Genomic DNA, 24,201 nt, shown 5'->3' on the forward strand with positions numbered 1-24,201 from the left:
ACAGCTTTAACCGCGCTCTGGCTGGAAGCGAACCACAAAACCCTTGAGGTTCTGCTGGCGGTCCAGCAGGTCCCGCAGGCGATCGGCTTCGGCACGCTCGATCAACGGCCCGATAAAGACCCGGTTCTTGCCATCGGCACTGCGGATATAAGCGTTGTACCCCTGAGTGCGCAGCTTTTTCTGCAAGGCGTCAGCGCTTTCGCGGTTAGCCAGGCTGGCCAGCTGGATCGACCAACTGATCGGCAGGCCATTGGGGTCAATGCGGCTCTGACCCACGTCCGGCTTGCCCGGTGCAGCGGGTTGCGGTGCTACCGGCTTGGGTGCAGGCGCTGGCGCCGCTGGCTTGGCCGCGGCCGCAGGAGCCGCAGGCGCTGGCTTCACCACCGGGACGCTCGCCTGAACCGGCATCGAAGGTGCCTGCTGCGCAGCCACCTCGTCATCGCCGGGCACTGGCTCTTCCTGCGGTAGCGCTTGCGGCTCGGGCACCACCACCGGTTCAACCTGAACCTGAGGCACCGCAGGCGCCTGGGGCGCAGCCGGCGCTTCGACAGTCACCTGGCGCTGTTCGTCCTGACGGGAAAACAGCATTGGCAGAAAAATCACCGCCAACGCCACCAGAACCAGGGCCCCAACCATTCGCTGCTTGTATGCGCTATCCAGTAATGCCATGTGCAGCTTCCTCCGTGGAGCGCCGGGCCAACCATTCGAGCGCCTCGGCAACACAATAAAATGATCCGAACAACAGAATCTCATCCTCAGGCGTCGCAATCGCGCACTGGGCTTCCAGGGCGGCTGTCACGCTTGCATGGGACGTCACCGACGCCCCAAGGTTCTGCAGTGCAATCTGCAACTCGGTAGCAGGACGACTGCGCGGCGTATCCAGCGGCGCAACGGCCCAGGCCTGGACGTTGCCCAGCAAGGGTGCAACCACACCGTCCAGGTCCTTGTCGGACAACAGCCCGAACACCGCGAGGCGGCGACCGGCAGGTGCAGTGCGCGCCAGGCGCTTGGCCAGGTATTCGGCTGCGTGAGGGTTATGCCCTACATCCAGCAGCAGGTTCAGACGCTTGCCATTCCAGTCGAAGCTGCGCCGATCAAGGCGCCCCACCACACGAGTAGCCTGCAACGTAGCGGCAATCTGCTCGGCATGCCAGGGCAAATCCAGCAACAGGTAGGCTTGCAGCGCGAGCGCGGCGTTTTCCATCGGCAGGTTCAGCAGCGGCAGGTCGCGCAACTCAACGGTTTGACCGCGCGCATCAAGCCCGCGCCATTGCCAGGACCGGTCGCCAATCTCGAGATTGAAATCACGCCCACGCAGGAAGAACGGGCAACCCAGCTCGCGCACCTTGTCCAGCAAGGTATGCGGCGGGTCCAGGTCACCACACAGTGCAGGCTTGCCCTGGCGGAAGATCCCGGCCTTTTCATAGGCCACGGATTCACGGGTATTACCAAGGTAGTCGGCATGATCGACACCAATGCTGGTGATCAGCGCCAGGTCGGCATCCACCACGTTGACCGTGTCCAGGCGCCCGCCCAGGCCGACTTCCAACACCACCACATCCAGTTGCGCACGCTCGAACAGCCAGAACGCCGCCAGGGTGCCCATCTCGAAATACGTCAGGGAAATTTCGCCACGCCCGGCATCGAGTGCGGCGAAGGCTTCGCACAGCTGCTCGTCAGTGGCTTCAACGCCATTGAGTTGCACCCGCTCGTTGTAGCGCAGCAGGTGCGGTGAGTTGTACACGCCGACCTTCAGGCCCTGGGCTTGCAGCAAGGCTGCAACAAAGGCGCAGGTAGAACCCTTGCCATTGGTGCCGGTCACCGTGATCACACGCGGCGCCGGCCGGCCCAACCCGAGGCGGGCCGCTACCTGTTGCGAGCGCTCCAGGCCCATGTCGATGGCTGACGGATGCAACTGCTCAAGGTAGGCGAGCCATTCGCCCAGGGTACGTTGGGTCATATGTTTGCAGGCACCGGTGGCACGATGATTGGTTCTACTTTAGGCGCGACGTACACCGGTGTCGGCAGGCCCATCATTTGCGCCAGCAGGCTACCCAGGCGCGGGCGCAGTTCGCCACGCGCAATGATCAGGTCGATCGCGCCGTGCTCCAGCAGGAACTCGCTGCGCTGGAAACCTTCTGGCAGTTTTTCGCGAACCGTCTGCTCGATAACCCGTGGGCCGGCGAAGCCGATCAGGGCTTTGGGCTCACCGACGATCACATCACCCAGCATGGCCAGGCTGGCGGAAACGCCACCGTAGACCGGGTCGGTCAGCACGGAGATGAACGGGATACCTTCTTCACGCAGACGCGCCAGTACCGCAGAGGTCTTGGCCATTTGCATCAGGGAAATCAGCGCTTCCTGCATCCGCGCACCGCCAGAGGCCGCGAAGCAGATCATCGGGCAGCGGTTTTCCAGGGCGTAGTTGGCGGCACGTACAAAACGCTCGCCAACGATGGCGCCCATGGAGCCACCCATGAAAGAGAATTCGAACGCGCAAACCACTACCGGCATGCCCAGCAGCTTGCCGCTGACGGAAATCAGCGCGTCTTTTTCACCGGTCTGCTTCTGGGCTGCGGTGAGGCGGTCTTTGTATTTCTTGCCGTCGCGGAATTTCAGACGGTCAACCGGCTCCAGGTCAGCGCCCAGTTCGGAGCGACCATCGGCGTCGAGGAAGATATCAATGCGGGCGCGGGCGCCGATACGCATGTGGTGGTTGCACTTGGGGCAAACATCCAGGGTCTTTTCCAGCTCCGGGCGGTACAGCACCGCGTCGCAGGATGGGCACTTGTGCCAAAGACCTTCAGGAACCGAGCTTTTCTTCACCTCGGAACGCATGATCGAGGGGATCAGTTTGTCTACTAACCAGTTGCTCATGCTTTCTTTCTCCAGTACCGGTGGCTAGAACACAGCCCCGCGTATGCCCTTGAGCTAAATTCATATGTGGCGATGACACAAGCTGGACGGGGTCAGACCTTCGACCTGCCATTTCCTGCCTGTGCCCTCAGCCTTCCAGACAACCTGCAGTGCAGGGTTGCCACTTCATTTCCGGGCCTCCCACAGGCGGCGCCGGGCTGTTTTACACAGTGGTAGTTATGGACGGCGGCAGACTGCCAGCCGTCACATCGTCCCACTGCTGTCGCGCACGGCCTGCATGAATGCGCGAATCTTTGCGTGATCCTTGATGCCCTTGGCCTGCTCCACCCCACCGCTGACGTCCACGGCATACGGCCGAACCTGCTCAATAGCGCGTCCAACGTTGCCCGGGTTCAGACCGCCCGCGAGGATGATCGGCTTGCTCAAGCCTTCAGGGATCAACGACCAGTCAAACGCCTCGCCGGTACCGCCTGGAACGCCTTCGACGTAGGTGTCGAGGAGAATCCCGCGAGCCCCGGTGTAGGCAGCGCACGCCGCAGCGATATCGTCGCCGGCCTTGACCCGCAACGCTTTGATATACGGACGCTGATAGCTTTCGCACTCTTCAGCGCTTTCATCGCCATGGAACTGCAACATGTCGAGTTGTACGGCATCGAGGGTTTCATTGAGTTCGCAACGGCTGGCGTTGACGAACAACCCGACCGTGGTCACGAATGGCGGCAGCGCGGCAATGATCGCCCGCGCCTGCAATACATTCACCGCCCGTGGGCTCTTGGCATAAAACACGAAACCGATGGCATCGGCGCCCGCCTCGACCGCCGCCAACGCGTCTTCTATGCGGGTAATCCCGCAAATCTTGCTGCGAACGGCAGACATGTCGATGAAACCTCAGGGCGTGTCCGGGAAAGTCCCGGATGGTAACAAATGCTTTTGAGGGCGTCAGCCGCCAAGTTCGCTGAAACCTGTGAGGAAGTGTGGCCCGATGAACCGCTGCGGCAGTTCGAACTCATCGCGGTACTCTACATCCACCAGGTAAAGGCCGAACGGGTGCGCAGTGACGCCGCCGGTACGGCGAATCCGGCTTTCCAGCACTTCTTTGGCCCATTCGACCGGGCGCTCGCCGGTACCGATGGTCATCAGCACCCCGGCAATATTGCGCACCATGTGGTGCAGGAAGGCGCCGGCGCGGATATCCAGCACGATCATCTTGCCGTGGCGCGTCACCCGCAGGTGATGGACTTCCTTGATCGGCGACTTGGCCTGGCACTGGCCGGCACGAAACGCGCTGAAATCATGGATACCCACCAAATGCCGGGCGGCCTCGGCCATGCGCTCGGCGTCCAGCGGGCGGTGGTTCCAGGTGATTTCTTCGTTGAGATGGGCCGGGCGGATCTGATCGTTGTAGATCACATAGCGATAACGCCGGGCGATTGCCTTGAAGCGCGCATGAAAGTCCGCCGGCATCACCTTGGCCCAACTGACGCTGACGTCGTGGGGCAAATTGATATTGGCGCCCATGACCCACGCCTTCATCGAGCGCTCGGCCTGGGTATCGAAGTGCACCACTTGCCCGCAGGCATGCACACCGGCGTCGGTGCGCCCCGCGCACATCAGCGATACCGGCGAGTCGGCGACTTTCGACAAGGCCTTCTCAAGGGTTTCCTGCACCGTCGGCACACCCGAGGCCTGGCGTTGCCAGCCGCGATAGCGTGAGCCTTTATATTCCACGCCCAGGGCGATTCTGAAAAAGCCTGCGGCCGCCATTTCGGCGGCCGCGTTATCTATATTTGCCAAGAACTGAGAGCCTGATGAGTTGCGCAAAGGCAGCCATTATAAGGCCGCGCGCCGAGCGTGGGGCTTTTTGTAGGCGCTGGCTTGCCGGCGATGGCGTCAACCGGGTGTACCAGATACACCGAGGTGCCTGCATCGCCGGCAAGCCAGCACCTACAGAGCAAGGTATCAAGCCAGGCGGCCGAGCATTTCCTTAGCTTCGCCTTGTTGGCCGTCATCGCCCTCCTTGAGCACTTCGGCAAGGATGTCCCGCGCGCCATCGGCGTCGCCCATGTCGATGTAGGCCTGGGCCAGGTCGAGCTTGGTGGCCACTTCGTCGGTACCGGAGAGGAAGTCGAACTCGGGCTCATCACCACTCAGCACCGCGTCTTCGGCGGTAAAGGACGGTTCGATCGGTGGATGCTCCAGGCTTTGCGACAGGCGATCCAGTTCGGCGTTGACGTCATCAAGCTCCGAGGCGAACGCATCCGGCTTGGCCGCTGCAGGCGCCTCGGGCTCGTCAGCCAGGGACAGGTCGAAATCTTCCGGCAGGTCGAGGTCGTCCAGGTCAGCGGGCGTCAGGGTTGGCGGTTCTACCGGCGGCAGGTCCTTCATCTGGCCTTCAAGGCCAAAGAGGAAGTCGTCGTCGGATTGGGTCGACGATGGCGGATCGAGTTGCAGGTCCAGGTCGAAGTCCGAGAGGTCTTCCTCGCCGGCCTTGGCCTCGGTCTGCTGTTGCAGCAGCGATTCAAAGCTCAGGTCCTCCGCCTGCGGGTTGACCACGGCAGGCGAAGCGGCTTCCAGGTCATCCAGGCTCAGGTCGAAGTCGGTATCGAACGCTTCCGGTTCCGCCTCGGGTGCAGGAGCAGGCGGCGCGGGTTCGTCCTTGAGCAAGTCTTTGACGTACTGGGCGTCCAAGGCCGCCGCCGCGACGGCAGCGCTGACGCCCGCCGCCAGCACGGCCATGGCCGGGAAACGGCTTTTCAGCTGTTCAACCTGGGCGTGATTCTCACCCGTGGCGACCAGTTGGCGCTCTTGAGCCACAAACCCTTCTTTGTTGCCCTGCAAGCCGTGGACTTCCATCAGCTTGAGACGCAGGTCGCTGCGCGTTGGCTCTTGCTTGATCGCATCTTCAAGTACTTCAGCGGCCTGGTTCAGGTGACCACGGTCGATGTGCGACTGGGCTTGCGCCAGGACGTCGGCTGGGCGTGGCGCAACAACAGGGGCTACAAGCGGCGCAATCACCGGAGCTGGGGCTGGAGCTGGAGCTGGAGCTGGAGCCAGCTTGACGTTCGGCGGCGGCACATCAAGGCCTTCGAAACTGTCGGACGGCAGATCATGATCAATGTTCGGTGCAAACTCCGGCTCTTCCGCCAGGGCCCGCGCCATGCGCAGGTGCTTCTCTTCTTCCAGGCGCGCATTGCGATGACGCGCCCACAGCAGCAGGAGCAACAGCACAAGCAAACCCGCTGCGCCGCCGATCACGCCGAGCACAATCGGGTTGGTCAGCAGGTCGTTGAATTTACCTTCGGTGGTAGCAGGCGCCGCATCGGCCTTGACCGGCGCGTCGACTGGCGCAGCCACCGGGGTTGCAGCAGGTGCCGCAGCCGGCGCGGCGGGCTGTGCAGCCAGCTCGGCCGGCATCGCGGCGGTTGCAGCAGGCTGCGCCGCGGCGGCGCCCGGGGTCTGCAACTTGGCCAGTTGATTGTTCTTGAGTTCGATCAGCCGCTGCAGCTTGTCCAGCTGACTTTGCAGGTCAGCCATGCGGCTTTTCAGTTCTTCATTCTCGCGACGGGTCGAATCCAGGCTTTCCTGGGTTACCGCCAGCTTGTTGTTCAAGGCCCGGCTGTCGCCAGCGCCACCCTTCACGCCTTTCTTGGCGGCTTCGGCAGAAACCAGACTCAAGTTATCCTGGGTATTGGTCTGCGACGGCGCATTACCCGCCTGGGTACGTTTCGTGGCGTCCAGTTGCGCTTTGCCGGCAAGCGGGTTGCCACCGCGACGGCCCTCGCGCCACGCGGCGTTTTGCGCGCTGACTTCAGCAATCGCCTGGTTCTGCGGCAGGCTGGTGCTTTGGCCCGAATCCGGCAGGCGCAGGACCTGGCCGGTTTTCATGCGGTTGATGTTGCCGTCGATAAAGGCGTCAGGGTTCAGTGCCTGGATGGCCAGCATGGTCTGCTGCACCGAGGCGCCATTGCGGTTCTTCGCGGCGATTTCCCACAGGGTGTCGCGCGAGGTGGTGGTGTGTTCCCGGGCCTTGGTGACTGCCGGAGCCGCGGTCGCAGGCGACGTCAGGCGCGGTGCAGGCGCGGGCGCACCGGCGGCGGGAGTCGACGGGTCGAACTTGGCCGGGTCCAGCAATACGCTGTAGTCGCGCATCAGGCGGCCGTTGGGCCACTGCACTTGCAACAGGAAACGCACATAGGAATCAGGCAGCGGCTTAGTGGAGGTGACACGCACCACACTGCGGCCGTTGGGATTGACCACCGGGGTAAAGGTCAGGTCATTCAGGAACGCCTGGCGATCGACGCCCGCATCCACAAAGGCCTGGGACGAAGCCAGGCTGGGGGTGATCTCGGAGGCGCTCAGGCCACCGACGTCAAGCAACTCGATTTCCACCGACAGCGGCTGGTTCAGCTTCGACTTGAGGGTCATCTCCCCAAGTTGCAGCGCTTGCGCCATACCGGAGGACAGCGCCGAGGCGGCCGCTATTGCTAACACCAGTTTGCGAACTTGAACCATAGCCTCATCCTTTTTGAACACTCCCCGGCCTGCGAGAAGGTGGGTAACCGCTGCCATAAGGCATGGCGAGCCGATAGGTCACCGACGCGCAATTTTTCCAGCTTGGGGCCAAGCATAGCGCTTGGCTAGAATCAATCTACAAATTGCCGCCAAGTATCTTTTACACAAGGCCTTTTATCAACAACTGCGCCAGCTGTACGGCGTTAAGTGCGGCCCCTTTGCGTACGTTATCTGACGCCAACCACACATTTAGTTCCGCAGGGTCATCGACGCCGGCGCGAACCCGGCCCACGTAGACCACGTCTTGACCGACCGCATCGCCAACAGCGGTGGGGTAATCACCCTCTTCCACCAACTCGACTCCGGGCGCGGAATCCAAAGCCTGGTTGACGGCAGCGAGGTCGACCGCTGCACCCAATTGCAAAGACACAGTCAGGCTATCGCCAAAAAACACCGGGGCTTGAACGCACGTGACGGAAATCTTTAGCAAAGGCATTTCCAGCACGGCGCGCAATTCGTGCACCAGGCGTTTTTCCAGGGCGGTGTGGCCTTGGGCGTCAGGCTTGCCGACTTGTGCCAGCAGGTTGAACGCCATCTGGCGATCGAAAAACTTCGGCTCCAGCGGGCGCACGTTCAGCAACTCGGCGGTCTGGCGGGCAAGCTCACTGACGGCCTCGCGGCCTTGGGCGGACACGGCCAGGTTGGCGGTGATGGTGACGCGCTGGATATCCAGCAAGCCGCGCAGTGGCGCCAACACCACGGCCAAGGCGGTGGCTGATGGGCTTGGGCTGCTGACCTGGAATGGCTTTTTCAAGCTATCCAACACGTGGGCGTTGGCTTCCGGAACCACTTGCGGCGCCTGATCGGCCGGCAAGGCGCCAGACAGGTCGATCAGCGTGCAGCCAGCAGCGGTGGCGCGCGGCGCGAAACTCAAGGTGACCGCAGGGCCGGCGGCGAAGAACACCAGCTGGACTTTGCTGAAGTCAAATTCGTCGACTTCCCGCACCCGCACGTTCTTGCCGCGAAACGGCACCGAATGCCCGGCCGACTCACTGCTGGCCAGCAGGTGCAGGTTACCCACCGGGAAGTCCTGCTCTTCGAGGATCTGCACCAGGGTTTCGCCGACGGTGCCGGTGGCGCCGATCACGGCAATATCAAAGGTCTGGGTCATGGGGGCTGCCTCGGGCATGGCGGGGGGAGCGGCACTTTACCGGGTGGTTGGGGGTGAGGCAATTAGCCTGGGCTCGGTGGTGTGGCTGATGGCCCCATCGCGGGCAAGCCCGGCTCCCACAGTTGACCGAATAGTTCAGGCAAACACCGTTCAATGTGGGAGCCGGGCTTGCCCGCGATGAGGCCCAAAAGCGCAATAAAAAACCCGCGCCTGTCACCAGAACGCGGGTTTCTCATTACACGCAGCGATTAACGCTCCAGCAAAATCCGCAACATGCGACGCAACGGTTCAGCCGCGCCCCACAGCAGTTGGTCGCCTACGGTGAACGCGCCCAGGTACTGAGTACCCATGTTCAGCTTGCGCAGACGGCCAACCGGCACATTCAGGGTACCGGTGACCTTGTTCGGGCTCAGTTCCTGGATGCTGATATCACGGCTGTTCGGCACCAGCTTGACCCAAGGGTTGTGCTGGCTGATCAACCCTTCGATATCGGCGATCGGCACGTCTTTGTTCAGCTTGATGGTCAGCGCCTGGCTGTGGCAACGCATGGCGCCGATGCGCACGCAGATACCGTCCACCGGGATCGGGCTCTTGAAGCGACCCAGAATCTTGTTGGTCTCGGCCTGGGCCTTCCACTCTTCACGGCTCTGGCCGTTCGGCAGCTCCTTGTCGATCCACGGGATCAGGCTACCGGCCAATGGCACACCGAAATTCTCGGTCGGGTAGGCCTCACTGCGCATCGCTTCGGCCACACGGCGGTCGATGTCGAGGATCGCGCTGGCCGGGTCAGCCAGTTGATCGGCCACCGCAGCGTGGGTCGCGCCCATTTGCTTGATCAGTTCACGCATGTTCTGCGCGCCGGCCCCGGAGGCCGCCTGATAGGTCATGGCGCTCATCCATTCCACCAGGCCGGCTTCGAACAAGCCGCCCAGGCCCATCAGCATCAGGCTGACGGTGCAGTTGCCGCCGATGTAGTTCTTGGTGCCCGCGTCCAGTTGCTGGTCGATGACCTTGCGGTTCACCGGGTCCAGGACGATCACCGCGTCATCCTGCATGCGCAGGCTGGAAGCGGCGTCGATCCAGTAACCCTGCCAGCCGGCTTCACGCAGCTTGGGGAAGACTTCGCTGGTGTAGTCGCCGCCCTGGCAGGTCAGAATGACGTCGAGGGTCTTCAGTTCTTCAATGTTGTAGGCGTCCTTGAGCGGAGCAATGTCCTTGCCCACAGACGGCCCTTGACCACCCACATTGGAAGTGGTGAAAAACACCGGCTCAATAAGATCGAAATCCTGCTCTTCCAGCATCCGCTGCATGAGCACGGAACCGACCATACCGCGCCAACCGATCAGACCTACACGTTTCATCGCAACTACACCTTGTTCAAAAGTGGGCCGCCTTGCAGCAACATCTGCAAGCGGGCCCGAGAGATTACAGATTCCGCAGCGCGGCGACTACTGCGTCGCCCATTTCTTGCGTACCGACCTTGGCGCAACCCTGCGACCAGATGTCGCCGGTGCGCAGGCCCTGGTCCAGCACCAGGCTCACAGCCTTCTCGATGGCATCCGCCGCATCGGTCAGGTTGAAGCTGTAGCGCAGCATCATCGACACCGACAAAATGGTCGCCAACGGGTTGGCAATGCCCTGCCCGGCAATGTCCGGCGCCGAACCGTGGCACGGCTCGTACATGCCTTTGTTGTTGGCATCCAGGGAGGCCGACGGCAGCATGCCGATGGAGCCGGTGAGCATCGAGGCCTGGTCGGACAGGATGTCGCCGAACAGGTTGTCGGTGACGATCACGTCGAATTGCTTCGGTGCACGCACCAGTTGCATGGCGGCGTTGTCGACGTACATGTGGCTCAGTTCGACGTCCGGGTAGTCCTTGGCGACTTCTTCGACGATTTCACGCCACAGCTGGCTGGACGCCAATACGTTGGCCTTGTCCACCGAGCAGACCTTCTTGCCACGCACGCGAGCCATGTCGAAACCGACGCGGGCGATACGGCGGATTTCGCTTTCGCTGTACGGCAGGGTGTCGTAGGCCTGGCGTTCGCCATTTTCCAACTCGCGCACGCCTCGTGGCGAGCCGAAGTAGATACCGCCGGTCAGTTCGCGGACGATCAGGATGTCCAGGCCGGCGACGATTTCAGGCTTGAGGCTCGAAGCATCAGCCAGTTGCGGGTAGAGAATCGCCGGGCGCAGGTTGCCGAACAGGCCCAATTGCGCACGGATTTTCAGCAGGCCGCGCTCTGGGCGGATGTCACGCTCGATCTTGTCCCATTTCGGGCCACCCACGGCGCCCAGCAATACCGCGTCGGCCGCACGGGCACGCTCCAGGGTTTCGTCGGCCAGGGGCACGCCGTGTTTGTCGATGGCCGCGCCGCCGATCACGTCGTGGCTCAATTCGAAGCCCAGGCTGTATTTGGTGTTCGCTACTTCCAGGACCTTGACCGCCTCGGCCATGATTTCCGGACCAATACCGTCGCCAGGGAGAATCAGAATCTGCTTGCTCATGCGTTCCTCATTTCATCAAGCGACCCACCCGTGGGCAGGTCGGGAAAAATTAATCAGCGTTCGGCAAAGACCACCAGCACATCGGTGCTGAAGGTGCCGTCGGCTTGAATCTCGAAATAATCGCGCACTTCCTGGCCCATCGCCGTTTGCAGTTCCAGGATGGCGGCGCGCAATACCTCTGGGGTGCGCATGCGCTCAACCCACGAGGTGTATTCAAGACGCAGGCGCTGGCGGCTGCTGTTGCGCACCTGCAAACCGGCTTCGTTGAGCTGGCGCATCCACTCGCCGGCGGAGTAATCGCGCACGTGGCTGGTGTCGCGCAGCACTTCGACGGTTTGCAGGTAAGTGTCCAACAGCGGGCTACCCGGTGACAATACGTCAACAAACGCCGCCACGCCGCCCGGCTTCAGCACCCGGCGCACTTCGCGCAGGGCCAGGCCGAGGTCGCTCCAGTGGTGGGCCGAGTAGCGGCTGAACACGAAGTCGAACTCGCCATCGGCAAACGGCAGGCGCTCGGCGGCGCCGTGCACGGTGCGGATGTTGCCCAGGCCACGGTCTACGGCAGCAGCGGCGACCACCTCGAGCATCTGCTGGGACAGGTCGTAGGCCACCACTTCGTTAACCAGCGGCGCAACGTTGAAGCTCACATGCCCGGCGCCGCACCCCAGGTCCAGCAGTCGCGCACTGCCCTGCCCGGCCAGTTCGGCTTGCAGCAGCGCAAATTCGGTGCCTTGAGCGTGGACAGCGCTGCTCAGGTAGGCCGCGGCCTGTTCGCCGAATTGTTTTTGCACGACTTGGGTGTGGGCGGTGCTGGTCATGGTGGTTTTCCTTGGGTTTTGGGGTGTTTGTACGGGCGCTATCGCAGGCAAGCCAGCTCCCACACTCGACCGTGTTCACAGGTCAACATGTGGGAGCCGGGCTTGCCCGCGACGGGGCCCGCACGGCCTACCTCAAATCAAGCGTCGCGAAACAGCCAAGGCTGGCTCGCCCGGTGCTTGGTTTCAAACGCCGCAATCGCATCACCGTCCTGCAAAGTCAGGCCGATGTCGTCCAGGCCATTGATCAGGCAATGCTTGCGGAAGGCGTCCACTTCAAAGTGATACACCTTGCCGTCCGGACGGGTCACGGTCTGCGCCGCCAGGTCGACGGTCAACTGGTAGCCCACATCGGCGTCCACTTGCTGGAACAACTCATCCACTTCAGCGTCGCTCAAGATGATCGGCAGCAAGCCGTTCTTGAAGCTGTTGTTGAAGAAGATGTCGGCGTAGCTCGGCGCGATGATGCTGCGAAAGCCATATTCTTCCAGGGCCCACGGCGCGTGTTCACGGCTGGAGCCGCAACCGAAGTTTTCCCGGGCCAGCAACACGCTGGCGCCCTGGTAACGCTCGGCGTTGAGCACGAAGTCCTTGTTCAGCGGGCGCTTGGAGTTGTCCTGGTAGGCGTAGCCCACGTCCAGGTAGCGCCACTCGTCGAACAGGTTCGGGCCAAAGCCGGTGCGCTTGATCGATTTCAAGAACTGCTTGGGAATGATCTGGTCGGTGTCCACGTTGGCACGGTCCAACGGCGCGACTAAACCGGTGTGTTGGGTAAAAGCTCTCATCGGGTATTCCTCAGATCAATTCGCGAACGTCGATGAAACGACCGTTGACGGCAGCGGCGGCGGCCATGGCCGGGCTAACGAGGTGCGTACGGCCACCGGCGCCCTGACGCCCTTCGAAGTTCCGGTTGGAGGTAGACGCGCAATGCTCGCCCGACTCCAAACGGTCCGGGTTCATCGCCAGGCACATCGAGCAGCCCGGCTCGCGCCATTCAAAACCGGCTTCGAGGAAGATCTTGTCCAGGCCTTCCGCCTCGGCTTGCGCTTTAACCAAGCCCGAACCTGGCACCACGATCGCTTGCTTGATGGTCGAGGCGACTTTGCGGCCCTTGGCGATAACCGCCGCAGCGCGCAAGTCTTCGATCCGCGAGTTGGTGCAGGAACCGATAAACACACGGTCCAACTGGATGTCGGTGATCGCCTGGTTGGCTTTCAAGCCCATGTACTTCAAGGCGCGCTCGATGGAGCCGCGCTTGACCAGGTCGGTTTCCTTGGCCGGGTCCGGCACGTTCTGGTCAACGGCCAGCACCATTTCCGGCGAAGTGCCCCAGCTGACTTGCGGCTTGATCTGGGTAGCATCGAGTTCAACCACGGTGTCGAACACCGCGTCGGTGTCGGACACAAGGTCTTTCCAGGCTTCTACAGCGGCGTCCCAATCGGCACCGGCCGGTGCGAATGGACGACCCTTGACGTAGGCAATGGTCTTTTCGTCCGCCGCCACCATGCCCACACGGGCACCGGCCTCGATGGACATGTTGCAGATGGTCATGCGGCCTTCGATGGACAGGTCGCGAATCGCGCTGCCGGCAAATTCGATGGCATGGCCGTTACCGCCGGCGGTGCCGATCTTGCCGATGACGGCGAGCACGATGTCTTTGGCGGTGACGCCGAAAGGCAATTCGCCTTCCACCGACACCAGCATGTTCTTCATTTTCTTGGCGACGAGGCACTGGGTGGCGAAGACGTGCTCCACCTCGGACGTACCAATACCGTGAGCCAGGGCGCCAAACGCACCGTGGGTAGAGGTGTGGGAGTCGCCGCAGACCACGGTCATGCCGGGCAACGTGGCGCCCTGCTCCGGGCCGATCACGTGGACGATGCCCTGGCGCACGTCATTCATCTTGAATTCGGTGATGCCATATTCGTCGCAGTAGTCATCGAGGGTCTGCACCTGGAGGCGCGACACGGTGTCGACGATGGCGTCGATCCCGCCTTTACGCTCCGGCGTGGTCGGCACGTTGTGGTCCGGGGTGGCGATGATCGAGTCGACGCGCCAAGGCTTGCGCCCGGCCAGTCGCAGGCCTTCGAACGCTTGGGGCGAGGTCACTTCATGGATGATGTGACGGTCGATGTAGATCAGCGACGACCCATCATCGCGCCGTTTCACTTCATGGGAATCCCAAAGCTTGTCGTAAAGCGTTTTGCCGGCCATCACGCGGTCCTCATCAGGTGTTTCTATGCCCCGGGCCTTGAACGATTCAATAACCCTTTGGCTTGTGAGGCTGATGGTATGGCGCTACATTAAATAACTCAAATTCATATTTTTTATGCTTTGGATTACCAACTGGAATAGCACAATGGATCTGGCCAACCTCAATGCCTTTATCGCCATCGCCGAGACCGGTAGCTTCTCCGGCGCCGGTGAACGCCTGCACCTGACCCAACCAGCCATCAGCAAGCGCATCGCCGGCCTGGAGCAGCAATTAAAGGTGCGACTATTCGACCGCCTGGGGCGCGAAGTCGGCCTCACCGAAGCCGGGCGAGCATTACTGCCGCGGGCTTATCAGATTCTCAACGTGCTGGACGACACCCGTCGCGCCCTGACCAACCTCACCGGCGAGGTCAGCGGGCGCCTCACTCTGGCCACCAGCCATCACATCGGCCTGCATCGCCTGCCGCCAGTGCTGCGTACATTTACCCGGGAATACCCGAACGTCGCGCTGGACATTCAGTTTCTCGATTCAGAAGTGGCCTACGAAGAAATCCTCCATGGCCGCGCCGAAGTGGCCGTGATCACCCTGGCGCCGGAGCCCCACACGTTGGTGCGCGCTACCCCGGTGTGGGACGACCCGCTGGATTTCGTGGTGGCGCCGGAACACAGCCTGATCAGTAACGGCAGCGTCAGCCTGGCGGACATCGCCCGGCACCCAGCGGTGTTTCCCGGTGGCAATACCTTTACCCACCATATTGTGCAGCGGCTGTTCGAGGCCCAGGGCCTGACGCCGAACATCGCCATGAGCACCAACTACCTGGAAACCATCAAGATGATGGTCTCCATTGGCCTGGCCTGGAGCGTGCTGCCGCGCACCATGCTCGATGAGCAGGTGGCACGCATCGCTTTACCGGGCATACAGCTCAGTCGCCAGCTAGGCTACATCGTGCACACCGAAAGGACGCTGTCGAACGCTGCGCGGGCTTTCATGAGCCTATTGGATGCACAGGTCGATCTGCCAGGGAACCCGGCATGAAACCGTGCGGAACTTAGACTGTGAACCCCGCGCCGAATGCCCATTGAGCCAAGGCCTCTGATTAATGCGCAACCCCGTCGATTCCGTGCCACCCCTGCCCCGCATCTACGCCCTGGACCCACAGGAGGCGGAACAAAGCTGGGACAGCGCGCCGCAACTGCTGGCGGCGCTTAACGCAGCCCGGCTGGGCGCCTGGAGCTGGGAAATCGATACCGGCCGGATAAGCTGGTCCCGGGGCACCCAGGCGCTGTTCGGTTTTGACCCGCGCCAGCCGCTGCCCGCAGACCTTGAGTACCTGGACCTGCTGGCCGCCGAGGACCGCGCCAAGGTGGTGCGGGCCTTTCATGCCGTGCTGGCCGGCGAGCCCTTTGCCCAGGCCATGCACCATCGCATCCAATGGCCCGACGGCAGCCTGCACTGGCTGGAGATCAATGGCAGCCTGCTGCCGGACAAGGCCGGGCGCCGGCGAATGATCGGGGTAATCCGCGAGATCACTCACCAGCGCGAGCGCGAACACGCCCTCGGCCATTCGGAAAAACGCTTCGCCACCTTGTTTCACCTGTGCCCGCTGATGGTCTTGCTGACCCGTCAGGCCGACGGTTTGATCAGCGAAGCCAACCAGTATTTCGAGAGCCTGTTCGGCTGGCCGCTGGTCGATGCCATTGGCCGCAGCACGCTGGACCTGGGCCTCTGGGTGCACCCCGAGCAACGCGCGCTGCTGGTCAAGGCCACCCAGCGCAAAGGCGCGCCCATCAGCATGGACGTGCAGTTTCGCGCCAGCAACGGCCAGGTCCACGACGGTACCCTCAGCGCCCAAAAAGTCGAGCTGGACGGCGAGGACTACCTGATCAGCACCTTCCTCGACACCACCGAGCGCAAAAACGCCGAACAAGCCCTGAAGGACAGCCAGGAGCGCCTGGACCTGGCCCTGGACTCGGCACAGCTGGGCACCTGGGACTGGCACATTCCCAGCGGCATGCTCTACGGCTCGGCCCGGGCCGCCCAATTGCACGGGCTGGAGCCCCAACCGTTCCACGAATCCTTCGAGGCGTTTTTTGAAGGCATGCCCAATGAAGAGCGCGAGAGCATGCGCAATGCCTACCGCACCCTGCGCGAAGGCCCGGCGGGCAACTATCAACTGACCTATCGCGTGCAACTGGAAGACGGCAGCTCGCGCTACCTGGAAAGCCGCGCCCGCCTGTATCGCGATGACCTGGGCGTGCCATTGCGCATGGCCGGCACGTTGCTTGACATCACCGACCAGGTTGAGCGCGAACAACGCTTGATCGCGTCCGAAGAAAAATTTGCCAGCCTGTTCCTCGCCAGCCCCGACCCGATCTGCGTGACGCGCCTGGAGACTGGCCAGTTTATCGAGATCAACCCGGCCTTCACCCAGACGTTTGGCTGGACAGCCGCCGAGGTGCTCAACAACAACGCCGAGCAAATCGGCTTGTGGGATGAGTCCACAAAGCGCCTGCAACGCATCGAACAGGTGATTCGCGAACAATCCCTGAGCAATGTGGCAATCATCGTTCATCACAAGAGCGGCCACACCCTGACCTGTATGATTTCCAGCCGCCTGATCCAGGTTGGCGACCAGCCCTGCATCGTCACCACGTTGCGCGACATCACCCAGCAGCAGCGCTCGGAAGCAGCACTCAAGGCCAGCGAAGAAAAATTCGCCAAGGCTTTTCATTCCAGCCCCGACGCGGTGTCGATCACCGAGCGCGATACCGGGCGCTACGTGGAAGTGAATGACGGTTTCTGCCGTCTGACCGGCTATCGCGCCGAAGAGGCCATTGGCCTGACGCTGTACCAGATCGGCATCTGGGCCGACGAAAACCAGCGCGCGGCATTGCTCGCCGAGTTGCAGATCAAGGGCCGCATTCACCACCTGGAAATGCTCTGGCACAACAAGCGCGGTGAAGTGCTGGCGGTTGAAGTGTCGGTGGAGCCCATTACCCTCAATGAAACCCCGTGCCTGCTGCTGACCGCCCGGGACGTCAGCCTGCTGAAGAACGCCCAGGCGCAGATTCGCCACCTGGCCTATCACGACCCGCTGACCAACCTGCCCAACCGCGCCCTGTTGATGGATCGCCTGAGCCAGCAGATCGCCCTGCTCAAGCGCCACAACTTGCGGGGCGCCCTGCTGTTCCTCGATCTGGACCACTTCAAGCACATCAACGACTCCCTCGGCCACCCGGTGGGCGACACCGTGCTAAAAATCGTCACCGCCCGCCTCGAAGCCAGTGTGCGCATGGAAGACACCGTGGCGCGCCTGGGCGGCGATGAATTTGTCGTGCTACTAAGCGGGCTGGAAGGCTCACGCCCGCAAGTCAGCACCCAGGTCCAGGAGCTGGCCGATACCCTGCGCGAACTATTGTCTGAACCGATGTTTCTCGACGGCCACCGCTTGCAAGTCACGCCCAGCATCGGCGTGGCACTGATTCCTGATCACGGCTCAACCCCGGCAGACTTGCTCAAGCGCGCCGACATCGCCCTGTACCGAGCCAAGGATTCGGGGCGCAACACGATCCAGATGTTCCACAACAGCATGCAAAAAACCGCCAGCGAGCGCCTGCGCATGGAAACCGATTTGCGCCTGGCCCTGTCCCGCGGCGAGTTCAGCGTGCATTACCAACCCCAGGTGGATGCGCGTGGCAACCAGATTGTGGGCGCCGAAGCCTTGGTGCGCTGGCAACATCCGCAACTGGGTGCGCAATCCCCAACGGAGTTCATCAAGGTGCTGGAAGACAGCGGCCTGATCCTTGAAGTCGGCACCTGGATCCTTGACGAAGCGTGCGCCGCCTTCCAACAATTGATCGCAGAGGGCCTGGTGGACCCGTTGAATTTCAGCCTGTGCGTGAACATCAGCCCCCGGCAGTTTCGCCAGAACGACTTTGTAGAACGGGTAGAGCGCAGCCTCAAGCACCATCAACTGCCCTACAGCCTGCTGAAACTGGAAATCACCGAAGGCATCGTGATCCAGAATTTGGACGACACCATCAGCAAAATGCGCCGCCTGAAAAAGCTCGGCGTGAGCTTTGCCATGGATGACTTCGGTACCGGCTATTCGTCACTGACCTACCTCAAGCGCCTGCCGGTGGATGCGCTGAAGATCGACCAGTCGTTTGTGCGCGATGCCACCCATGACCCGAACGATGCGGAGATCATCCGCGCAATCGTGGCCATGGCACGCAGCCTTAACCTGGAGGTGATTGCCGAAGGTGTGGAAACCCCCGAGCAACTGGTGTTTTTGCAAGGGCTTGGGTGCCATCTGTACCAGGGCTACCTGCACAGCCGGCCGTTGCCGGTGGAGGGGTTCAGGCAGATCCTGAAGCGCACCACCCAAGCCAGGTCATCGGAGTAAGGCACACAGCATGACGAGCAACGGGTCACGGTAGTTGATGCCCCACCTGCCATCGAGACCTTCAAAACTCTGTGCTTTTAACCTACACCAACATTAGCGCGTCGCCGTCGTCGCGCATCCAGCTTGAAGCTTTCAGTGGGATTTTAGACCCGTAATAATCAAAAAAACCCTCCTTGACGACAACCGAGTGCCCGAAGTTCGCCAACGTACCGGTTGCACCGTTTGCCAGCGCCTGAACGCTGACGCGTCGGGTAAAGGCGTACAGGCCCAGACGTCGCAATGCATCGCCAGGCACCTCGCCATCGTTAAGCGTGCTCATGGCCACTTCAAAGCTCTCGCCGGCACGAAACTCGTGGTTTTCCATTTGCGCACGCTTGGCGCTGACGGCGTACAGAAAGTTCGCATCCTTGAGCAGGCCGGCGTCAGGGCCTTTGAGATTCGAGCCTTCCCGGGCCTGTTTCAGTTCTGCGTGCGTCAGGTTCACTTTGCTGGAGTCGCGCAGAGTCACGGTATAGCCTTCGCGGGTTTCGGTGATGTTTTTATAGATGCCTCGCGGACTTTGCCCATAGCGCAGCATCGCCGCCTTGATCGCCGAAACCGTGACACAGTTCCCCTCTACGCCTTGATAGAACCCACTCCAGATGTTGGCCGGCGGGATGCCGACTGCCACACCGGAAAGGGCAGAGCTTCGCGCGCCTGAATCAATGGGTTGCCCTTCAGGTATAGCTTCGGCAAGCATGTAGCCGTAGGACGTGCCCACCGATCGTTTATTACCCGGGCTGTGCTGTATGCCATCCAGCACTAACGCACTGGAATACCCGGAAGTACTGACCACCGCCACCGCGCCCGGCTCCTGCATCCTGGCGGGTGAGACGATGCGCAAAAAGCCCGTCATGCCCATTCCCTTCAACACGTTGTATTGCGTATCGCCTTTGAGCGTGCTCGATAAAACCTGTTCGAACGAGGTGCCCGGCGTCAGGTCGGCGCGCGTCATCTGTTTGCGCTTGGTATAAGCCGCCAGCATAAAGTCGGCTTGCTGCACCATGTCGCGGTTACTACCAGCGAACCGCGATGCGCCAGTCATCTGTTGCAACTCCTGCCCGGAAAGATGAAGTTCGAAACCGTCCTTCATCGTGATGTCAAAGCCGGCGCCTGCGGGAATGACACTTTCGAACATATCCGTAGCGCCTTGGCCAAACCTCATCATCATCAGTTTTATGACCGAGGCATGGCTGCTGACATCAAACACCTCATTGAACCCTCGCTCAACGGCGTTAAACCCGTCGAGAATCTCAGCCCGCTTCTCTCCTCGCCCATTGGAAGGCGTATCTACGAGCGGAATATTGACCGGGGCCACCGGCACATTCTGCACACGGTGTTTGAGCTGAGGGAGCACGCTGGAGCGTGGTTCAACCGTCTCCAGCACGTAGACATACGGGCGGCTGGGTGTGTATTCACGGCCAAAACGATGCGCCACCCCGTTGCGGATCAATGAGGCGCCGAAGTCATGAACGGCCATGACACCAACCGTCCCCTTGCCTGCGAGCTCGTCCGTGGGGAGCTGCCGTACAAACGGGTTCATTCCCATGCCTTTGAGCAGGTTAAACACGGTTTCACCCTGTAAAGACGTGGACAACGCTGTGTCAAAGTGCGTGTTGATGCGGCTATCGGTGCTGGATAATTGTTTGCGCTTGATAAAGACCGCCAACGCAAAATTCGCAGTTTCCATTGCACCGGGATTATTACCGACAAACTTCGACGCTACGGCGGTACGGTGCAACTCTTGATCAGAAACATGCAGTTTATAGCCGTCTTTCAATGTAACGTCATGCCCCGAGCCGGCACGCCTTACTTCGCTGAATAGATCGGCCAGCGCCGCGCCGAACGTCATCATCATCATTTGGATAACGGCAGCGTGGCTGCTCGTATCGGCGTGCTCACCAAACTGTCGCTCGGTGGCATTGAATGCCTTTACAACATCTAACGGCGCTTTACTCCTGCCCCTTACTTGCAAGAACTGATGGGCCGCCACACCCGTGGCAACCCGCGTATTCATACCCATCATAAACATCCCTTTTTAAAAACAAACACACAACAAAAAAGTGCATAAACACGGCATACAGAGCCTGCTGTACGGACGTGATATGCACCCGTTTTTCCGTGGTTTTTTGAGCGACCTGTTAACGCTTTGAATCAACCAACGCGACAGCCTGTCCAAAGCGTGGCCTGCCGGTTTTGCGACCGTACAACTCTTCACAGCCATCAACCACCGCCACCGAATGCGCGCCCCGGTTGACCATTCCGATCAACGATTTATCAGCAAACGCACTGACCGGTACTCTTTTCATGTGGTCGCGCAGGCCCAGGCGCTTGAAACCTTCCCCGGGGCCCGTTTCATCTTCACCGTTGTTGAGGCTCTTTATTGCGGCTTCGATACTCTTTCCTGCCGTCCCGTCGTTGTTTTCCAACATTGCCCGCTTGGCACTGCAGGCAAACAGGAAGTGCGCATCCTTGAGCATCCCGGAATCGCGCATCGGGACAAACCTGGAACCCCGTTTCGCTTTATCCAACTCGGTCTTTTTCAAATCCAGGGTGTACCCATCACGCATGACGACGTGATAGCCCTCAGCCGTGGGCTGAACAGATTTAAAGATACCGGTCGGGCTTTGACCGAACTTCGCCATCGCCGCCTTGATCGCCGAAATGGTCACGCAATTACCGTCGGGGCCTTGGCGAAAGCCGTTCCATATATTCTCGGGCTTGGCACCACTGCGCTTATCGGAAAGGTCGGGAAGCACCTGTGGGCCGGGCCCCGGAGACGGTGCATCCGGCTTGGGCAGCACCGTAGGCGCAGGCGTTACTGGCGTCGGAACGGTGTTCACCAGCGCCTTGCCTGCCAGCAAGCTTTGCAACTGGGTAAAAAACTGGTTGAACAGTTCTACGAGCTTCGCCAATACCGGGCCGTCGCTGGCTGTATCACCAACGCCACCTGGCGCGTTATTACCGAATGACAAGGGCACCTGCGCCGATACCTGCTCCGTAATCGGCCGCCGCCGTATCGAGCAAGACTGCGAGTGTGGGTGGTAGCTTCCAGTGATGCCCGCGCTACCAATCTCTGTACAAGACATACAGCCATCCTTCATCGCGCGCTTCCCGATGTGTATTAACCGGAAAGCGCCTTGTTGATAAAAAACACAGAAGTTGCTGACTTACCTGTTTACTCGGCGGCCCGGGTTAAAACGCCAGTGGTTGTCATAGGCACGTCGCCTGTCGTGGCTGGAGACCTCAGACCCGTCATCTTCGGCGGGCCCGGGAGCTGTTACGTCTGGCGTCGGTACGTCTGGCGTAGGCGCATCAGGCTTTGGTGCGTCGGGCGTCGGTGCATCCGGCTTCGGTGCATCCGGCTTCGGTGCGTCGGACTTCGGTACGACGGGCATCGGTGCGTCCGGCCTCGGTGCATCCGGCTTCGATGCGTCGGACTTCGGTACGACGGGCTTCGGTGCATCCGGCTTCGGTACATCCGGCTTCGGTACGTCGGGCATCGGTACGACGGGCTTCGGTGCGTCCGGCTTCGGTGCATCCGGTTTCGGTGCGTCGGGCTTCGGTGCGTCCGGCCTTATCACGTCTGCCTTCGGTGTATCAGCGTGAGGGCAATAGCAATTCTTCACCTGAACCGTAACGTTTACATCGGCACTGCTGCGGTTATTCGTCAGCGGGTCTTTGCTCAATAACGTTTGAAACTCAGACGGTACGCTGAACCCTGGACGCGGAACCGCCGGGGTATTCCCGGCCTTGTCTGCGGGCACAGCGTTCGGCGCATCGGTACTCCCACCAAGCTTGTTCTTCACCGCGCAATCGCCACTTTTCTCAGGCCTTGGCAGTGGAGCAGCATCGGGGACCACCGTAGGAAGCGCCTTCGGCCCAGACAGCATGCTGCGCATCGCCCTTAACACATACTCAAACATCTCAACTAACTTTTCGAATGCGTCCTTGTTGAGCGCTACGTTTCCTTGCGCAGGAACAGCAGTGGAATTTTTCAATAGCGTGCGGGCTGAATTCGCTGAAATATCGGCAGCCTTGTGATCGACTGCCTTGGGCAGTTCCGCTCCCTGCTGATTGAAGTCAGTAGTCAAGCGAGGGAAGTTATTGAGCGACACGTTAGACATACATAAATCCTTATTCAGTGATTGCCAAAACACCGTCAGCGGCCTGAAAACAGATCGTCTTGGTTCTGGACTGGAAATAAACCCGAGTGCTGCACACTCCCTACTTTCGTGGGAGTTACGAGGATCAAGTTCCGAAAGTCAGCCTTCACATAAGGACATTAAATTGGAATCCGCACATTATCCTATGGACGCCCGGCGAAAAATCGTGCACTGACTGGTTCTCGCCATGCGCAAAACGGATATATCAGGCAACACTCAGCCCTTGAAGCAAATCAATGAAATCACTTGTTCATACCCGCAACTCAAACCTGTGTTATCGCGCGCACCCTGATATTCCAACGACAAACCTTAAAAGTTCCTGGCTTTAAAACTGCAAGAGCTTGTAGCAAACAAAAAACCAGCTCACATATATAAAGCAACTAAAAACCCGAGATACAACTCAACAAAAGATGGCGTTCCAGCGATCAACACCTTATTTCAAGCAAAAAAAAGGGCGCCCACGGCGCCCTCGACTACTGGATAGAAACGTTTATATATCCAAACTCAATTTTGCAGCGCCACCGAATCGGGCATGCCCAACAATCGCCCTACCTGCTCCAGGTCGGTTTCCCGACGCATCTTGGTAAATAATTCGACCGCTTCAGGATAGTTGCGCGTGAGCATTGCCAGCCATTGCTTCAAACGTCCCGGCGCCTGGCGCTCGGTCAATTGCTCGACGGATTGGCGCCAAAACTCCTGGAGCATTGGCTGCATCTGCGCCCATGTCATCTGCACCACCTCTTCACCCGCCCGTGCAGCTGCGATCTGACGCGCCAGGTCGGGGCGGGCCACCAGGCCACGGCCAAGCATGATGTCCTCCACGCCACTGATTTCCCGACAGCGCCGCCAATCCTCGACGCTCCAGATATCGCCGTTGGCGAACACCGGCACCTTGACCACGTCCTGCACCCTCGGGATCCACTCCCAGTGCGCCGGCGGCTTGTAACCGTCGGCCTTGGTGCGCGCATGCACCACGATATGCGCCGCGCCGCCCTCAGCCAGGGCCGTGGCACATACCAGCGCACCGTCGGGGCTGTCGAAGCCCAGGCGCATCTTGGCGGTGACGGGAATGTGCGCCGGCACCGCACGCCGAACGTGTTCGACGATCTGGTTGAGCAGCTCCGGCTCCTTGAGCAGCACCGCGCCACCGCGCGACTTGTTGACGGTCTTGGCCGGGCAACCAAAGTTGAGGTCAATTACCTGCGAGCCCAGCTCACACGCCAGCGCCGCGTTTTCCGCCAGGCACACCGGGTCGGAACCAAGCAATTGCACGCGCAGCGGCACACCCGCGGCGGTATGGGCACCGTGCAGCAGTTCAGGAGCGAGCTTGTGGAAATAGGCCGGGGTTAGCAGGCGGTCATTGACGCGGATGAATTCGGTCACGCACCAGTCGATACCGCCCACACGGGTCAACACGTCCCGCAGGATGTTGTCGACCAACCCCTCCATGGGCGCCAAAGCAATTTGCATGGAAAACACTCAACGAAAAACGT

Annotated in this window: 18 protein-coding genes; 2 read left to right on the plus strand and 16 right to left on the minus strand. The window is 60.8% G+C overall.

Annotated features, from left to right (window positions below):
* Window positions 1–6: 6 nt before the first annotated feature.
* The 12 genes from ACZRN6_RS06300 to leuC form a co-directional block, all read right to left on the minus strand.
* Window positions 7–669 (minus strand): SPOR domain-containing protein, encoded by a 663-nt coding sequence (locus ACZRN6_RS06300; RefSeq protein ID WP_464007469.1) that lies wholly within the window; start codon window positions 667–669, stop codon window positions 7–9.
* The gene (gene folC / locus ACZRN6_RS06305) at window positions 653–1,960 is read right to left on the minus strand and encodes a bifunctional tetrahydrofolate synthase/dihydrofolate synthase (protein WP_464007470.1); all 1,308 of its coding nucleotides are present in this window, start codon (window positions 1,958–1,960) and stop codon (window positions 653–655) included. The genes ACZRN6_RS06300 and folC overlap by 17 nt, the downstream gene beginning before the upstream one ends.
* Window positions 1,957–2,877, minus strand: coding sequence for an acetyl-CoA carboxylase, carboxyltransferase subunit beta (gene accD / locus ACZRN6_RS06310; RefSeq protein WP_322144278.1), 921 nt, complete (start codon window positions 2,875–2,877; stop codon window positions 1,957–1,959). Before accD ends, folC begins: the two co-directional genes overlap by 4 nt.
* Before the next feature lie 243 nt (window positions 2,878–3,120).
* Window positions 3,121–3,753: a phosphoribosylanthranilate isomerase gene (locus ACZRN6_RS06315; protein ID WP_322144277.1), complete on the minus strand. Its 633-nt coding sequence runs from the start codon at window positions 3,751–3,753 to the stop codon at window positions 3,121–3,123.
* Between the two features lie 63 nt (window positions 3,754–3,816).
* On the minus strand, window positions 3,817–4,641 hold the full coding sequence (gene truA, locus ACZRN6_RS06320; RefSeq protein ID WP_464007530.1) for a tRNA pseudouridine(38-40) synthase TruA: 825 nt from the start codon (window positions 4,639–4,641) through the stop codon (window positions 3,817–3,819).
* A 195-nt stretch (window positions 4,642–4,836) separates the two neighbouring features.
* Window positions 4,837–7,389, minus strand: a complete 2,553-nt coding sequence (locus ACZRN6_RS06325; RefSeq protein ID WP_464007471.1) for a motility hub landmark protein FimV — start codon at window positions 7,387–7,389, stop codon at window positions 4,837–4,839.
* A 160-nt stretch (window positions 7,390–7,549) separates the two neighbouring features.
* Window positions 7,550–8,560 (minus strand): aspartate-semialdehyde dehydrogenase, encoded by a 1,011-nt coding sequence (locus ACZRN6_RS06330; protein WP_322144275.1) that lies wholly within the window; start codon window positions 8,558–8,560, stop codon window positions 7,550–7,552.
* 248 nt (window positions 8,561–8,808) lie between these two features.
* On the minus strand, window positions 8,809–9,921 hold the full coding sequence (gene asd, locus ACZRN6_RS06335) for an aspartate-semialdehyde dehydrogenase (protein ID WP_322144274.1): 1,113 nt from the start codon (window positions 9,919–9,921) through the stop codon (window positions 8,809–8,811).
* Between the two features lie 64 nt (window positions 9,922–9,985).
* Window positions 9,986–11,068: a 3-isopropylmalate dehydrogenase gene (gene leuB, locus ACZRN6_RS06340; protein ID WP_464007472.1), complete on the minus strand. Its 1,083-nt coding sequence runs from the start codon at window positions 11,066–11,068 to the stop codon at window positions 9,986–9,988.
* 53 nt (window positions 11,069–11,121) lie between these two features.
* Window positions 11,122–11,886: a class I SAM-dependent methyltransferase gene (locus ACZRN6_RS06345; protein ID WP_322144272.1), complete on the minus strand. Its 765-nt coding sequence runs from the start codon at window positions 11,884–11,886 to the stop codon at window positions 11,122–11,124.
* 137 nt (window positions 11,887–12,023) lie between these two features.
* Entirely contained in the window at window positions 12,024–12,668 is a 645-nt protein-coding gene (gene leuD / locus ACZRN6_RS06350; RefSeq protein ID WP_322144271.1) for a 3-isopropylmalate dehydratase small subunit, read from the minus strand.
* Between the two features lie 10 nt (window positions 12,669–12,678).
* The gene (gene leuC, locus ACZRN6_RS06355; protein ID WP_464007473.1) at window positions 12,679–14,097 is read right to left on the minus strand and encodes a 3-isopropylmalate dehydratase large subunit; all 1,419 of its coding nucleotides are present in this window, start codon (window positions 14,095–14,097) and stop codon (window positions 12,679–12,681) included.
* Window positions 14,098–14,242: 145 nt separating this feature from the next.
* Here leuC and ACZRN6_RS06360 point away from each other — a divergent pair, with 145 nt between their 5' ends.
* Together ACZRN6_RS06360 and ACZRN6_RS06365 are read left to right on the plus strand one after the other, a co-directional pair.
* Window positions 14,243–15,133: a LysR family transcriptional regulator gene (locus tag ACZRN6_RS06360; protein WP_464007474.1), complete on the plus strand. Its 891-nt coding sequence runs from the start codon at window positions 14,243–14,245 to the stop codon at window positions 15,131–15,133.
* 64 nt (window positions 15,134–15,197) lie between these two features.
* The gene (locus tag ACZRN6_RS06365; protein ID WP_464007475.1) at window positions 15,198–18,503 is read left to right on the plus strand and encodes an EAL domain-containing protein; all 3,306 of its coding nucleotides are present in this window, start codon (window positions 15,198–15,200) and stop codon (window positions 18,501–18,503) included.
* An 82-nt stretch (window positions 18,504–18,585) separates the two neighbouring features.
* Here ACZRN6_RS06365 and ACZRN6_RS06370 read toward each other — a convergent pair whose 3' ends face one another.
* From ACZRN6_RS06370 to ACZRN6_RS06385, 4 genes are all read right to left on the minus strand, one after another.
* Complete coding sequence (locus tag ACZRN6_RS06370; protein WP_464007476.1) at window positions 18,586–20,568, minus strand: hypothetical protein; 1,983 nt, start codon at window positions 20,566–20,568, stop codon at window positions 18,586–18,588.
* Between the two features lie 115 nt (window positions 20,569–20,683).
* Window positions 20,684–21,631 carry a hypothetical protein gene (locus ACZRN6_RS06375; protein ID WP_464007477.1) on the minus strand — a complete coding sequence of 316 codons (948 nt, stop codon included), beginning with the start codon at window positions 21,629–21,631 and terminating at the stop codon, window positions 20,684–20,686.
* Window positions 21,632–21,712: 81 nt separating this feature from the next.
* Window positions 21,713–22,669: an adhesin gene (locus ACZRN6_RS06380; RefSeq protein WP_464007478.1), complete on the minus strand. Its 957-nt coding sequence runs from the start codon at window positions 22,667–22,669 to the stop codon at window positions 21,713–21,715.
* A 543-nt stretch (window positions 22,670–23,212) separates the two neighbouring features.
* The gene (locus tag ACZRN6_RS06385) at window positions 23,213–24,178 is read right to left on the minus strand and encodes a tRNA dihydrouridine synthase (protein ID WP_322144264.1); all 966 of its coding nucleotides are present in this window, start codon (window positions 24,176–24,178) and stop codon (window positions 23,213–23,215) included.
* Between the last annotated feature and the right edge of the window lie 23 nt (window positions 24,179–24,201).

The organism is Pseudomonas sp. A125 (genome assembly GCF_055409485.1).

Coding starts and splice junctions, on each gene's coding strand:
- ACZRN6_RS06300 (WP_464007469.1), bottom strand. CDS start 669: ATGGCATTACTGGATAGCGCATACAAGCAGCGAATGGTTGGGGCCCTG.
- folC (WP_464007470.1), bottom strand. CDS start 1,960: ATGACCCAACGTACCCTGGGCGAATGGCTCGCCTACCTTGAGCAGTTG.
- accD (WP_322144278.1), bottom strand. CDS start 2,877: ATGAGCAACTGGTTAGTAGACAAACTGATCCCCTCGATCATGCGTTCC.
- ACZRN6_RS06315 (WP_322144277.1), bottom strand. CDS start 3,753: ATGTCTGCCGTTCGCAGCAAGATTTGCGGGATTACCCGCATAGAAGAC.
- truA (WP_464007530.1), bottom strand. CDS start 4,641: ATGGCGGCCGCAGGCTTTTTCAGAATCGCCCTGGGCGTGGAATATAAA.
- ACZRN6_RS06325 (WP_464007471.1), bottom strand. CDS start 7,389: ATGGTTCAAGTTCGCAAACTGGTGTTAGCAATAGCGGCCGCCTCGGCG.
- ACZRN6_RS06330 (WP_322144275.1), bottom strand. CDS start 8,560: ATGACCCAGACCTTTGATATTGCCGTGATCGGCGCCACCGGCACCGTC.
- asd (WP_322144274.1), bottom strand. CDS start 9,921: ATGAAACGTGTAGGTCTGATCGGTTGGCGCGGTATGGTCGGTTCCGTG.
- leuB (WP_464007472.1), bottom strand. CDS start 11,068: ATGAGCAAGCAGATTCTGATTCTCCCTGGCGACGGTATTGGTCCGGAA.
- ACZRN6_RS06345 (WP_322144272.1), bottom strand. CDS start 11,886: ATGACCAGCACCGCCCACACCCAAGTCGTGCAAAAACAATTCGGCGAA.
- leuD (WP_322144271.1), bottom strand. CDS start 12,668: ATGAGAGCTTTTACCCAACACACCGGTTTAGTCGCGCCGTTGGACCGT.
- leuC (WP_464007473.1), bottom strand. CDS start 14,097: ATGGCCGGCAAAACGCTTTACGACAAGCTTTGGGATTCCCATGAAGTG.
- ACZRN6_RS06360 (WP_464007474.1), top strand. CDS start 14,243: ATGGATCTGGCCAACCTCAATGCCTTTATCGCCATCGCCGAGACCGGT.
- ACZRN6_RS06365 (WP_464007475.1), top strand. CDS start 15,198: ATGCGCAACCCCGTCGATTCCGTGCCACCCCTGCCCCGCATCTACGCC.
- ACZRN6_RS06370 (WP_464007476.1), bottom strand. CDS start 20,568: ATGATGGGTATGAATACGCGGGTTGCCACGGGTGTGGCGGCCCATCAG.
- ACZRN6_RS06375 (WP_464007477.1), bottom strand. CDS start 21,631: ATGTCTTGTACAGAGATTGGTAGCGCGGGCATCACTGGAAGCTACCAC.
- ACZRN6_RS06380 (WP_464007478.1), bottom strand. CDS start 22,669: ATGTCTAACGTGTCGCTCAATAACTTCCCTCGCTTGACTACTGACTTC.
- ACZRN6_RS06385 (WP_322144264.1), bottom strand. CDS start 24,178: ATGCAAATTGCTTTGGCGCCCATGGAGGGGTTGGTCGACAACATCCTG.